Annotated in this window: 16 protein-coding genes; 5 read left to right on the forward strand and 11 right to left on the reverse strand. The window is 47.6% G+C overall.

Going from position 1 to position 13,000, the window contains the following annotated elements:
• Positions 1-447: 447 nt before the first annotated feature.
• From AC5TBW_RS08480 to AC5TBW_RS08490, 3 genes are read right to left on the reverse strand one after another with little or no spacing between them, the layout of a single operon-like run.
• A complete protein-coding gene (locus tag AC5TBW_RS08480; protein ID WP_495511631.1) occupies positions 448-876 on the reverse strand; it encodes an opioid growth factor receptor-related protein in 429 nt (142 codons plus the stop codon).
• Complete coding sequence (locus AC5TBW_RS08485) at positions 876-1,391, reverse strand: gamma-glutamylcyclotransferase family protein (RefSeq protein WP_495511632.1); 516 nt, start codon at positions 1,389-1,391, stop codon at positions 876-878. Before AC5TBW_RS08485 ends, AC5TBW_RS08480 begins: the two co-directional genes overlap by 1 nt.
• Positions 1,392-1,432: 41 nt before the next feature.
• Positions 1,433-2,023, reverse strand: coding sequence for a helix-turn-helix transcriptional regulator (locus AC5TBW_RS08490; RefSeq protein ID WP_495511633.1), 591 nt, complete (start codon positions 2,021-2,023; stop codon positions 1,433-1,435).
• Between the two features lie 43 nt (positions 2,024-2,066).
• On the opposite strand from AC5TBW_RS08490, the gene brxL reads away from it, so the two are divergent.
• A complete protein-coding gene (brxL, locus tag AC5TBW_RS08495; RefSeq protein WP_495511935.1) occupies positions 2,067-3,686 on the forward strand; it encodes a protease Lon-related BREX system protein BrxL in 1,620 nt (539 codons plus the stop codon).
• Between the two features lie 115 nt (positions 3,687-3,801).
• On the opposite strand, the gene AC5TBW_RS08500 is transcribed toward brxL, so the two are convergent.
• The gene (locus AC5TBW_RS08500; protein WP_495511634.1) at positions 3,802-4,125 is read right to left on the reverse strand and encodes a hypothetical protein; all 324 of its coding nucleotides are present in this window, start codon (positions 4,123-4,125) and stop codon (positions 3,802-3,804) included.
• 957 nt (positions 4,126-5,082) lie between these two features.
• Here AC5TBW_RS08500 and AC5TBW_RS08505 point away from each other — a divergent pair.
• Positions 5,083-6,000, forward strand: a complete 918-nt coding sequence (locus AC5TBW_RS08505; protein ID WP_495511635.1) for an integrase domain-containing protein — start codon at positions 5,083-5,085, stop codon at positions 5,998-6,000.
• Positions 5,981-6,310, forward strand: coding sequence for a hypothetical protein (locus AC5TBW_RS08510; protein ID WP_495511636.1), 330 nt, complete (start codon positions 5,981-5,983; stop codon positions 6,308-6,310). Before AC5TBW_RS08505 ends, AC5TBW_RS08510 begins: the two co-directional genes overlap by 20 nt.
• 77 nt (positions 6,311-6,387) lie before the next feature.
• Here the strand turns inward: AC5TBW_RS08510 and AC5TBW_RS08515 are convergent, their stop codons facing one another.
• Positions 6,388-6,600: a type II toxin-antitoxin system VapB family antitoxin gene (locus AC5TBW_RS08515; protein WP_495511637.1), complete on the reverse strand. Its 213-nt coding sequence runs from the start codon at positions 6,598-6,600 to the stop codon at positions 6,388-6,390.
• Between the two features lie 84 nt (positions 6,601-6,684).
• Positions 6,685-7,140, reverse strand: coding sequence for a hypothetical protein (locus AC5TBW_RS08520; RefSeq protein WP_495511638.1), 456 nt, complete (start codon positions 7,138-7,140; stop codon positions 6,685-6,687).
• An 86-nt stretch (positions 7,141-7,226) separates the two neighbouring features.
• Here AC5TBW_RS08520 and AC5TBW_RS08525 point away from each other — a divergent pair, with 86 nt between their 5' ends.
• A complete protein-coding gene (locus AC5TBW_RS08525) occupies positions 7,227-7,508 on the forward strand; it encodes a helix-turn-helix domain-containing protein (protein WP_495511639.1) in 282 nt (93 codons plus the stop codon).
• Positions 7,509-7,816: 308 nt separating this feature from the next.
• On the opposite strand, the gene AC5TBW_RS08530 is transcribed toward AC5TBW_RS08525, so the two are convergent.
• Positions 7,817-8,104 carry a hypothetical protein gene (locus AC5TBW_RS08530; protein WP_495511640.1) on the reverse strand — a complete coding sequence of 96 codons (288 nt, stop codon included), beginning with the start codon at positions 8,102-8,104 and terminating at the stop codon, positions 7,817-7,819.
• Between the two features lie 972 nt (positions 8,105-9,076).
• Here AC5TBW_RS08530 and AC5TBW_RS08535 point away from each other — a divergent pair.
• Positions 9,077-9,592 (forward strand): hypothetical protein, encoded by a 516-nt coding sequence (locus AC5TBW_RS08535; protein WP_495511641.1) that lies wholly within the window; start codon positions 9,077-9,079, stop codon positions 9,590-9,592.
• Positions 9,593-9,785: 193 nt separating this feature from the next.
• Here the strand turns inward: AC5TBW_RS08535 and AC5TBW_RS08540 are convergent, their stop codons facing one another.
• The 4 genes from AC5TBW_RS08540 to AC5TBW_RS08555 all read right to left on the reverse strand — a co-directional run bounded on the left by AC5TBW_RS08540 (position 9,786) and on the right by AC5TBW_RS08555 (position 12,980).
• Positions 9,786-10,244, reverse strand: coding sequence for a 2-hydroxyacyl-CoA dehydratase (locus AC5TBW_RS08540; protein WP_495511642.1), 459 nt, complete (start codon positions 10,242-10,244; stop codon positions 9,786-9,788).
• 35 nt (positions 10,245-10,279) lie between these two features.
• Positions 10,280-10,984: a succinate dehydrogenase iron-sulfur subunit gene (locus AC5TBW_RS08545; protein ID WP_495511936.1), complete on the reverse strand. Its 705-nt coding sequence runs from the start codon at positions 10,982-10,984 to the stop codon at positions 10,280-10,282.
• A 173-nt stretch (positions 10,985-11,157) separates the two neighbouring features.
• Positions 11,158-11,547: a ribonucleotide reductase subunit alpha gene (locus AC5TBW_RS08550; RefSeq protein ID WP_495511643.1), complete on the reverse strand. Its 390-nt coding sequence runs from the start codon at positions 11,545-11,547 to the stop codon at positions 11,158-11,160.
• A gap of 137 nt (positions 11,548-11,684) precedes the next feature.
• A complete protein-coding gene (locus AC5TBW_RS08555) occupies positions 11,685-12,980 on the reverse strand; it encodes an MFS transporter (RefSeq protein ID WP_495511644.1) in 1,296 nt (431 codons plus the stop codon).
• Positions 12,981-13,000: the final 20 nt, after the last annotated feature.

Raw genomic sequence — 13,000 nt, forward strand, 5'->3', positions numbered from 1 at the left:
GGTGGATTGAGCGTATCACTGCTGGATTTAATGATTTTCTATCTTAAATCACGCAGATCCAGTGTATGAATAGCTTTCGTTTATTTTTTAAATAACACGTAAATATATGATTTTATTGTATAAAAATATTTATTGGTCATTTTAAGCGTTATCGCTAACGCTGGCGGACGATGGATGTTAAGCGTTTTAGATACGAATTGGCTTAGTTATAGCTATCAAAATGGTTATAACTTATTGATTTAAAGTAAAATATGCGGTTTCTATCTTGATTCACGCTTGAGAAAGGCCTATCTGTTTCGAGCAGTGGTCGAACCTATCGCATCAGTGCCCGCAGCTGTAAATCATTTGATACGACAAATATGCCTGATTGCTTTACTCCGCATTCCACCAAAACTACAGCTACGTTTCGGACACTACGCCGTGCTGAGCGCCAATATGTATCACGGCCTACTGAAAAGCCCGAGCAAGCTCTGGCTGATGACACAAAGCTAATGAACGGATGATGCGGCTAATGCGTAGGTGGTTGTGGCAGCCGGCTTTTAACCAAATATAGGACAGGATGGATAGGGAAGGTTGTGGAGAAATGGCGTTGCCTTCGCGCGCAAGTCCAAAAAAATCTAAAATCACGTCAAGAGAGCGCTGCTGGTGCTGGCGTAATAGAGTTTCTCTCTCAAAGGCCAGTTGTACTTCGGGTGTCATTAACGGCGCAATGGCGTTAAAGCGGCCCATTTCCGGGATAGGAAACAGCCACTGAATATAATCGTGGGTGTGTTCCAGCCAGAAAGAGGGGAGTTCCCAGATGTCTTCGAGTCGACGACCTTTATGATCGTGGCCTTCCCCGCGGTAAAAGGTGATTAAACGCTCATCATTGCCCATTATGCTCCCCGCAATAACGGTACATCGAGGCCATGTAGCTCCATTTCGCGTGCGTGGCGTTTGGTGTCTGGGTCAAGTCGGGCTTCAATTCGTTCTAGCGCGCGAACATAGGCTGCGGGGTATCCGTGTTCTCGTGCGCCCGCTAATATATGGTGCTTGTACCACGAATAGGGGCGCATACCGATGGACGTTATTTTGCCAACATACGCCTGTACTTCAAACTGCACATCTCCCGCTAGTTCCGTTACCGTCAGCCAGGTTTCATCATAAGCAGCGTTGAGTCCTTCATAACGATCTAGCGTCACCTTGTTGTGCGAAGCGACTTCCCAAATGACGCCGTAGACAGCCGACTGATCGGATGCCGGGACAATATCGTACTTACCGGAACCGTCACCGCCTTGCTGATGAAAGGCCAAGCGATAAGCCGGTAGGAGAGCGATAGTGACAAAGCGCGCGGGAATCCGCGCGGCTAAGTGCTGGCTAGACATGTTAGAGCCATAAGCAAAACAGAGCACCGTTATCTCCTTAAAGTAGGTTGGCTTCCATTGGCATGTTGTTAAGAGGCCTCGTGCGCGACCGGTTTGTGTTGATAATGCGCGAGTACCTGCTCTGCATTCGCCTTTAGCGTTTCCCGCCACGATGTTGGGGCCAGGACGTTGACACCCATGGCCATCAGCCACCACAGCGTTTGTTGATCATCGGGCACTTCGGCTTCTAGCTGTTGCCAGCTGCTATCGGGAAGTGGTGTCAGTTGCTGAGTTTCCGACAGTGGCGTCTCACTGAGTAGCCACGCAACTTGTGGCGCTTCATGGGCGACAAGTGTGACAGGGGCTTTGCTTTGCAGGTAGCCGAACGCTCCACCCGCTATGTAATTATCTAAGTCAAAGCCGAGCAAAGGTCGCCAGGTCGCTTCACTTAGAGTGGCTGTTTCGATGCGGTGCATGGCGAACTGACGAATATCGTCATAGTCGTCCACTGTCGCCAGCAAATACGTCACGCTGTGTCGGCTGACCAGCCATTGAGGATAAAGGGTGAAATGCTTTTCTGTCTTGGACGTGCGTGATAAGTACACGACAACCAACGGTTTCTGCTCCAGCAGGGCTTGAGAGACAATCTGCCATGTCGATTCATTAAGCGCTGCAGGCATCGTCCAAGAGAACGAAAAGCTTCTAGTAGGCGGTATTTGGGTAATCGCAACGCTTAGCTACTTCCATGAAGAGGGGCAGACAACAACAATATTTGGTGTCAGCCTGCTCAAGCCGATTCAAATGCCGCATATGAATATGGACGAGCTATTTGAAGGGCGGCGTGGGTTCACCAATTCACAATGGCGTGAAGTACTGATCCGCTCGATTGGCATTGAACCCGCTGAGCTAGACGAGAGTGTGCAGTGGCACTTGCTCGCCAGGATGATACCGTTTGTTGAAAACAACTATAACGTTTGTGAGCTAGGGCCACGCGGGACCGGCAAAAGCCATATCTATAAGGAGTGCTCCCCCAACAGTATTCTGGTCTCCGGTGGGCAGACAACGGTAGCTAATTTGTTCTACAACATGAGCTCACGGCGCATTGGTTTAGTCGGCATGTGGGATTTGGTGGCGTTCGATGAAGTAGCGGGTATCTCGTTCAAGGATAATGACGGGGTGCAGATCATGAAGGATTATATGGCGTCTGGTTCATTCGCCCGTGGGCGTGAGCAGATGGAGGCATCGGCCTCGATGGTGTTTGTGGGCAATATCAACCAGAGCGTTGAGTCGATGGTGAAAGCCAGCCATCTGTTGACGCCATTCCCTGATTCAATGATCGATGCGGCGTTTTTTGATCACTTTCATGCCTACATTCCCGGCTGGGAAATACCTAAGATGCGGCCATCGTTCTTCACTCAGCGCTATGGGTTTATCGTCGATTATCTGGCTGAATTTTTCCGCGAAATGCGCAAGCGCAGTTTCGCGGATGCAATTGATCGCTACTTTTCCCTGGGTGACAATCTTAATCAGCGTGACGTGATCGCGGTTCGTAAAACGGTTTCTGGCCTGCTCAAACTGATGTTCCCGCATGGTGAGTATGCGAAAGAAGAGGTGAGGGAGTGCCTGGAATACGCCATGCAAGTGCGACGCGGGGTGAAAGAGCAGCTGAAAAAAATTGGTGGCATGGAGTTTTACGATGTCCATTTCAGCTACATCGACAAGGAGACCCTGGAAGAGCACTTTGTATCGGTGAAAGAGCAGGGCGGCGGTGGCCTGATTCCAGAAGGCCAAGGTAAGCCGGGTGTAGTACATACTATTGGCCTAAGCGACAAGGGTATGCCAGGTGTTTACCGCATCGAAATGCAGGTAACCGCAGGCAGCGGCAAGCTGGCGATGTCGGGACTATGGAATTCCACCGCAGCCAAAGAGCAGGTCAAAATGGCGTTTGATTACTTCAAGGCCAATGCCAGCCGCATCAGCGGTGCCTGTAAGGTCATGGAGCATGATTTCCACCTCCATGTGGTAGATCTGCAAAATAGCGGCGTGCTGCGTGATCTTTCGCTAGCAAGCTTGGTCGCGTTCTCCTCTGGCCTGGTAGGTAAACCTACCCAAAGCCAAATGGTGGTGCTGGGCGATATGAGCCTAGGGGGAAGCCTGAAACCCGTCGAAAGCCTAGCGGAATGCCTACAGGTTGCTTTTGATGCCGATGGCAAGCGCGTCACCCTGCCCATGAGCAGCGCTATGGATATCCCCACCATCCCCGGTGAGCTATTTACCAAATTTCAGACCAGCTTCTATGCAGAGCCAATCGACGCAGTGGTCAAAGCGCTGGGGGTGGATTAAGGCTAAACCTCAGGTTATCAAGTGAAGGGTAGCGTCAGGGTTAATTTTATTCGTTTAGATCTGGCTACCCTTGATGCCTAGTGTTTCTCTCGCATGTTTTCATTGGGACATTAACTCATACAAAGCCCATGGACTGACGATTGCCGTGCTGTTCGCGCTCTTCAAGCGTCAGCGCATCCAGCAAGTTATTTAGGTGAATAGGTAGCCCCCGTAAATCCAATTGATCTAGTGCTGTACGAGCGTTCCCAGGCGTCACGCGACGCTTTGCTAAGTGGCCCATCGGTATGGTGCCTAAGGGGGCGTGGTCGCGTTCGGGCAACACTGCTTTGAGTAAATCCCGTAACGGCTCGGGTGCTAACGGTAAAAACTCTACCTTGAGATCAAACCGGCGCATCACGGCACGATCCAGGCTAGCCACACGGTTGGTGGTGGTAAGCAAAATGCCGTCAAAATTCTCTATTTGGATTAATAACTCTCTTATGTAAGAAATTCCCCGGCTCTTCAAACCTCAAAAGTACGCTCAGTGTACTTTTGAATGTCTTGTAGGTACACACAGCGTATTTGTGATTTATTGGTTCCTTATGGCTTGTGAAAAAAGCTTAAAAAAGGCCGTTAAAAGTACACTGAGTGTACTTTTAAGCATTGTGACAAAGAATGATTTTTCAGCCCTCACTCCAGAGCTTGGTCTAATTGCAGAAAACAATGATTTAGGCCTGATGCTGCTTTGGATATCACTGGTTAAGCTAGGCAGGTCAATTTGCTAGCTGGGCAATAGAAAAAATCAGCTTTTAAAACTGGTCATGCCAGTACGAACACAAATACTCACAAACGAGACCATGTCTCACTTATAAAAATCTGGCGTTGTCCAGCTATTGATCGAAAGTAACTTCGTTACTCCCCTCCCTGCCAACTCATACGCACCGATCCTGTGATCGTAACCACGAAGCTGTGAGTTGGCGCTGTCCGTTAAAAATTATGATTTCAAAAAGTAACGGATTGAATAAATACCATGAAGGCCACGTTATCCGTGGATTTTAACCATCGCATGTTGCGTGAAAACGCGTGATATGCATCTTCAGAACGCCCAGTTTTGATCTGCGGAATAGGATGCTCATGCCAAGTAAGGGTGTGTAGCAAAGCCTGGCCAGCACCTACAGGAGAAAGCAAATGGCAATAATAAATACAAGGTCTGCGACCCCTTCAAAAAAAGTCGCTCGCTCACGTTTGCCTCGTACGTTACGAGCGCGACTAGAACTTACCGTGCAGTTCTTCGGCCTTGAGCGAACACGGGGGTGTCATTCAAACCGCTTATGAACTGTGCGTTGGCATCCCCACTATGATTTTTACATTTGAGAGTAACAATATGAGTCGCAACGTAGGGGTGGGGACCAGGAATATGGCATCTGCAGGACGAATATTGCTAAACGGAGAAGTGGTAAGAAAAAATCTGTCTTACCTGTCAGTCGATTCAGTCGACAAAGCGTGGGTCAAATTTGCGGGCTATGCCAGAAGTTCCGGGGTGCGCAGGCTTGAACATGTGACGTTCGAACTCCTAGTTCAATACGGTAAGGAACTTGCCAAACAAGTGGAAGAGAAAATATATACCGCAGGCTATGCTCAGCGTTTGATCAGCGCAGTCAACACCGTGATGCGACTGGCTAAACCAGAGTGGCGGCGGGTCAAAGCTGTGAGTGATTGCGGCGTTGCCCGACGAGTCGCTGTACGAAAGCATGCACCGTCTGGAATGGACGCTCATGAGGTTCAGAAGGTAGTTCAAGATTTAATAACTAACAATCAGGTTGCAGCAGCAGCGGTGGTAAGGCTTTGTTGGAGTTTTGGTTTGCGCTTAAAAGAAGCGGCGCTTTTGAACGCTAATAAAGCATTTTTTCAGGCACTTAAAAAAGGCTATGTAGAGGTCACACTTGGTACAAAAGGTGGGCGTAAACGTGTTATCAAACTTTATCATTCTCATCAGTTCGATGCGTTAGAAGCTGCATCGATGGTGCAAGGCCAGGGCAGCTCAGTCATCTCATTAGAAATCGATTGGCAAGCTTTTCGACAGTCTGTGCTGTACAGAGCACGTAAATCCCTGAAAATTCATGGCATTTTCAAGTTTCACGATCTACGCGCTGCTTATGCTTGTCGCCGCTACAAAGAGCTTACTGGATATCCAGCGCCGGTTATTTGCGGAAAAATTGTTAATAAGGAACAGGATCGTTTTGCAAGAGAAGTGATCTCGCGGGAACTTGGACATAATCGTATCCGTGTTGTGTCAAGTTATATTGGGGGCTTTTATGAAACCGTTATTGCTTGAAATACATCGGCTTACCAATGGCTATTCAAGAAAAGGCGGTAAAGATAACCGCGCTCAACAGCAAAGGCGGATGTTAGCTTTCGGTGAGTTTTGTATTGCGCAAGGAGCCCATTCGCTTGGGCAAGTGGGGGGTAAGCACGTGATCCGATACTATCGTAGTGAGCCGATATCCGGACTCAGCGACCGCACCCGCGAAGCGCACTATTATGCTCTTAAGCAACTCTGGAAGCTGGCTGGCAAGCAGTGCTCTCCGCCAAAACCATTTAGTGTTGAGCGTCGTAAAGAACGAAAAAAATTGACAAGTGAATGATTCACTTGTCAGTACGCTACCAGTTTTTTTGCGCTGCTTTGAAAGAGTACTCATCCGATAAATCAGGAGCCAAATTATCAGTCCGATTTCTCATCGCCGGAGGTATCCCTACTGCGAGGTATGTCTGGCATGTCCTTAGCCTTGCCACCCATGTCAGCGAGACGTTGAGCTGCCTTTACTCGCAAATACGTCTTTAATGCTTCCTCAAATAGTCGTGAAGGTTCATCTAGCTCAGCAACTCTTAACGCGTCGGCATACAAGACATCATCAATAGTGACAGTGATTTTCATCTTCAATATCCAAAAAAATAGTTTAGCTTGTTCGATACCTGTCTCTGCTGAGCCACCTCATTATTTATATGTCAAGCCTAGTTACTAATTGTTATTAACTTGATAAGTGTCACGTTCTTCAGAAAATAGAATTTGCGGCTCTGTTTGATCGTTAGACTCTGAAATAGCTCCAGTTTCATAACGCAAACTGTCATCCACGAGGTAAATATATTTCACAGATGTAAGATTTTTGCTATCGGCGATAGCAATCAGTTCATTTAATCGATACATATTCCAGCAATCAGTGCCGTTAATGTGGGGTGGAGTCATCACCATTACTTGCTCAATCCAGAAATAATCGCTGTCTTCTTTCATAAGTGCCATAAGATCTGCAATTTCTGTAAGCAGAAAATATCGCCGACCTGGGCCTTCAACACGCGTGTAGGCGGTACATACATAGAACCAAAGATCGTCCGTAGCAAGTTCGACAGAGCTCCAAAACTGCTCGTGAGTAAATGGACGCCCAAAAAGCTGCTCAGCCTTAATATGAGTCATGAACATAGTTTAATCTCAAAAATGAACACTATAGTTTGTAGTGCTATAGCATGCAATCCTGTGTCATGCCCCTTTGACTTGAAGGAGGCGACATGGAGCTGCATATGGCATTCGCGAAAGCTCTCAGGCATCAGAGAAGAGAAAAAAAATTATCTCAGGAAGCATTTTCGAGCGTGAGCAGCAGGACGTATCTAAGCGAGTTGGAGCGAGGGCTTAAAAATCCGACGCTCGATAAGATCCAAGAGCTAGCTACGACAATGGATATCCACCCTTTAACCTTGCTAACAGAGTGCTATTCGCTCAAAGATAATTTAGATATTGAGGAAATTTTCGAGAGGATTACTCAAGAGCTAGCGAGCATGCAAAATCATTAGTGGGGGAGGTTGGGTGAACGATGGAAATCCAATAGTAGTCAAAAAGCTCGATTGGCTGGTTTGCTACTTCCACAATCCATGAGCCGCCCAGGTTATTCCTGAGATCGGTTTATTTCTCCCGACTCCTTTAGTGGACGATTATTCGTCCTTTCTCGTTCTGCTGGTGGAACGTTTCTAATGGCTTTCAGTAGTCGCGATTGTTGAATCAGCCAGCCTATTCCAGCGTTGCATACCCAACAGCATTCAGTCCTCTCTATGAACCTTGATGGTATATCACCTCCGTTTTGAACAAGGCGATTATGTCTCGGTTAACGTGTTTTCGTAGGGGTCGCCAGTGGTGACGACTGAGGCATTGATGCCTCGACGTCAGCTATACGTTCTGTATATCGGGTCGAGGGATAATAGCTTCCCCGTTCACTATTGTGGATCACCCCTTGTCTGCGCTTCCGCGCCCATAGAGCTTGCTCCAGAGCATCCAGTATCAGTGCTGTTTTCATCGATGTTGCTACACGCCAACCCACGATATATGTGCATAAACATCGATAACAAATGGAACGTAGACAAGACCAGGTAGCGACATAGGTAAAATCGGCCATCCAAAGCTAATTAGCACGCGTGGTCGTAAAGTCACGCTTCAATAAATCAGGTGCTTGTTCCTAGGCTGGATCAATGTAGGTCATGAAAGGACGTTGACCTCGCACCATGTCGTGAATACCCAGGCGGCGCATGAGTTGTTCTGCATTGGAATGAGCAACATCAACGCCTTCAAAGCGGAGTTGCAGCCAAATCTTACTAGCAGCGTAGACGCAGAATTTTTCCTCCTATACCTGATGATTTCCAGCCGTAACAAACGTATCCTGCCGATATCGGCCTGCCCGCGGTGTAGGATCAGCCTCAAGTGCTTCGTGGTGGTAATACGTCGATGGGGCGATTCACAGTGACCAAAGTTCGAGCCCTCAAACTTTTTCCCAACAAGTATTGTTTGCTGAAAAATATATGGGCGTAATTAGTAGTTTTTTTGAGCGGAACTTAGTAAGTTTAAATGATTGTTATAATTTTTATAGCCAGTAAGATGTTATATGCTAAGTCATTTTATATCATTATTTTCGGAGAGGTGGGTGGGTGTGAGCGAATTGTCACGGTTTTTAATTGGCGTCTCTCCTATTTTGATCATCATGTTCGGGACGCTAATTGCAGCGGGGTATGTTCTTTGGCATCGAAAAAATGAAAAAAAATAAATGACGTAATGTGGCTAGGTAATATCAGTAAAGCCAAGATCAGATAAATTTATTTATTGTGTATAATGAAGCTTAAATCTTACTGCTCTCTGTTGTAGTTTAGGCTTGGGCTTCGATAAAGCCTGCAGCCTGATTCTGACGGTGAATTAATGAGTATTTTGAGCTAAATGTTATTTTGATAATTATTTGCACGAAGTGCTTGATTGAATATGCTTTTCAGAGCAAGTTAAAGCGCTTAGTGCCTTATCGCACAGGGTGAGATTGCTGTGATTGTGTCGCTAAGAACGTTCGAAAAACATCCCGTAACAGAAAACGGAGTGTAGCATTCAGGTGGATATTTTAACGGCAAGTGATCTTCCTCTTATTACGTTCATTGATATCGAAGCTTCGGGACTTGAACCTGAGAGCTATCCAATAGAGCTTGGCTGGGCCGACACGTTTGGCAACAGCGATGGATTTCTCGTTCGCCCTCTTGACGACTGGACGCATTGGGATCCCGTGGCAGAGTCTATACATGGTATCGCTCGTGATGATTTGTTCCAGCGAGGGTTAGATGTCGTTAATGCCACGGAAAGGCTGAATAACATGCTCGGCTTTGAAACTGTGTTTTGTGATGCTTTGGGTTCAGATCTTTTCTGGATTAGCAGGCTCTTCGATGCCGCAAATATAGAACCTTCGTTCCGCTTAGCAGACTTATATCAGTTGCATAAATTATTAAGCGATGAGCATATGTTATCGCTACAACACGTGCTTAAAAAATTACCGATACCTCACCGCGCCCAGGGTGATGCGGAGCGTTACGCTAAAGCGACCGTCACGAGTTACCCAAATTATGGCGCTTGCTAATACAAGAGCCACATTTTGTGTTCAACCACGAACTTATTGATACAGTTATTTAGATAACAAAATATGTCACTTACCGCTTGTTTCCAGGGCATGCTAATTTGGGGTCTTTTTTACAAGATAATATTAATAATAATAGCTAGTGAAAAGCGTTACCGTATAAGAGATTGTTAAGTCCCGGACATTCAATTGTTGATCAGTAGATCTCAAGCCGGGCAATGTCTCGGCTCTGCAGGCGCGCTTCTGCATCCTGATTTAACGCTAACTGCTGAAAAAGCTCAGCTTCCTCTGGCATATCAGCCAGCTCGGCGCGTAGAAGGTACATGTCCTTAAGAAGTTGGTGAGCCGTCATGACGTTGGCCAGAATATCATGCAAATCATGACACCCTGAGCATAGGGGCAAACGCTCCAACACACTTGGATGACCGAAAATTTGATGGTCGATTAACCATGTGGTGAGTAACCCCTGATCTGCATCCTCAAGATAGCTTGACATGGCGTCGCGCATTCGTAGCTCGCGACCAGCCAGGAAGAGGAGAGCCATTTTCATTCGCTCGTCCGATTGCTGGTTTGCCAAGGTTGTATACTGCTCTGACAGCTGATTGTGAAAATCGTAAATCCAAGTGAGTAGATCTTTTACCTGTCGAAAGGCCATGTCGCTTCTCCTAAATGCAGGTTGTTAAATAATACTCAGCTTCCACGCGATAACAGCATTGCCTTTATATGGCCAATCGCGCACATGGGGTTGAGTCCTTTCGGGCATACCCAGGTGCAGTTGCCTATCTGGCGACAGCGAAAAACGCTGAAAGGATCGTCGAGTTCGGCCAGTCGCTCCTCGGTGGCGGTATCGCGGCTGTCTATCAGGAAGCGGTACGCCTGAATGAGACCGGCCGGGCCGATATATTTATCCGGGTTCCACCACCAAGAGGGGCAGGCAGAGCTACAGCAGGCACAGAGAATGCACTCGTAGAGACCATCAAGTTTTTCGCGGTCTTCAGGGCTTTGCCGATGTTCAGTTGCAGAGGGAGGTTCGTTGTTAATTAGCCAGGGGCGAATTTTCTCGAACTGCCGAAAGAAAAGACGCTGATCTACCACTAGGTCGCGGATCACTGGCATGCCTGGTAGCGGCCGCAGGGTCAGAGTATCCGAGCTGCCCATCACCTCCTCAACGGATGTGATACAGGCTAATCTGTTTTTGCCGTTGATGTTCATACCATCAGAACCGCATACCCCTTCTCGACAGGAGCGCCGATAGGTTAGGGTTGAATCCTGCTGCTTGAGATGCTCTAGCACGTCGAGAACCATGGCCTTAAGGAAGTGTTCACCCACCTCGCAAGTTTCCATCCTCGGTTTGTCATCGAGTTCAGGGTGATAACGGTAAAGCTGCACCTTGATCATTTAAACTTTCCTCGATGTGTAGTCTTATGCGAAGAGGGGTACGGCCTGGGCGAAACCTTTCTGGAGTATTTCGATGAAAAGGTTTGGCAACTAGTTATTGATGATCTTCAGCATTTCATCAGCACAGACACTTAGCGGGGGAAAGGAGGTTAAGTTCGCTTTTTATATTCTTATTGAAAACTGACTATTTCACCGTCTTGATCGAAGGCGAGATACGAATCAATATTTCCCACCTTGATCGCTTCTACCATGCGATCCAACTGTCGTTCGGCGAGTTCGGACCCTTGCTCGGTCATGGCTGCAACGAACACAATAGTCCACTCAACGCCGGTCGCTTTTGATTCCTCTCGTAAATCTTTCATGTTGCTGAGCCCTTCAAGTGCCTTGTCGACACACAGCATCGGGATGAGCACTCCGCCTTTTCCCTCGTTGAAGTGTAGTCGCTGTTCCACACTGGGGTGGTCTGGTAATTCGGCACGGGTAAAGACAAACAGCAGTCGCTGTGAATCAGGCTGTTGACGCGCCTCGTTGAGAAGGTCGTTATAGCTGGCAATGGTCATGGAGACTCCTGGATTCATGCTATAAGAAGCAAAAATTATGCTTAAAAATTACGGTTCAAATTTGCCTCTACCGTCATACTTTGCAACATTAGTAAGCGTTAGCGCTGTCGACAGACTCTAATGAGTGAAGACATCGTTCAAAGTTGATCTGCATTGGCAGTATTTTTAGAGAAGATTGATTTATCAGTATAAATTTCGTTTTTGATAGGTGCGTAGCTCCTACGCTCAGTCCACCACATCCAAATAATCGATACCAGGGTGACCCCAAAGCAGAGCATCCATACCGTAGTAGCAATGCCCGTCAGGTCGACCAATACGCCAAACATGATAGGTAGCAGAAAGCCCCCTACACCCCCTGCCAATCCTACGATACCGGATACCAACCCCAGGTTTTCATGGTAATCGTTAGCGAGATATTTGAAGACCGAGGCCTTACCAATCCCCCAGGCAATGCCCACCACAAACAGCGCGCTGGTAAATAGCCATACGGGGACACCAAAGCCAAATTCAACACGTTCGCCGCCGCCAGCTGCTTGCACGCTATAGTAGGTTTCGGGGTAGGACATAATGAAGAGTGCAATCAAACTTGACCAAAGGCAGGTCCATGTCACCGTATGAGCACCAAACCGGTCAGAGAGCCAGCCGCCGAATGCACGAATGACACCGGAGGGCAGCACAAAAATCGTCGCAATCAAGGCGGCAACCTGAATGCCAAATCCGTACTCATTCATGTAATAGCGGGTTAGCCACAGCGATACGCCTACGTAACCACCAAATACCACCGAGTAGTATTGGCAGTATTTCCAAACCTTAGGGTCATTGAGTACTTTGAGTTGATCGTGCAATGAGACGTTTTTGGTATTGCGATGAGTAGGGTCACTAAACGTAAAGAACCAGAAGAGAACGGCGGTGGCGAGCATGATAGCGGCGTAAATGTTGGGGACTGCCTGCCAGCCAAGCATGACAATCACCGTTGGGGCGATGAACTTAGTCACTGCCGCACCGGCATTGCCAGCGCCGAAGATACCCATAGCCAAGCCCTGACGATCTTTTTCAAACCACTTCGCTGTGTAGGTGATACCGACCGAAAAGGCGCCGCCAGAGAGACCCACAAACGCCCCCAGTACCAGCAGTTGCCAATAAGCGGTTGCGAACTGCACCATCCAAATAGCGGGAACAATCACCAGTAAAACGATAAAGAAAACGGGGCGCCCACCAAATCGGTCTGTCATGGCACCAAGTGGCAGCCTCGCTATGGCACCGGTAAGAATAGGCGTCGCGGTGAGAATCCCAAATTGCGTACCGTTAAGGCCTAGTTCTTCGGCAATAGGTACGCCAATTTCACCGAACATGGTCCACACCATAAAACACATGGTGAAAGCAAAGGTGTTGGCAATTAATACCGCATTCTGTTTAAAGCGCTGAGTAGCCATGATGACCCTCTTTGGCAGAG

The organism is Vreelandella sp. ssv (assembly GCF_059448525.1).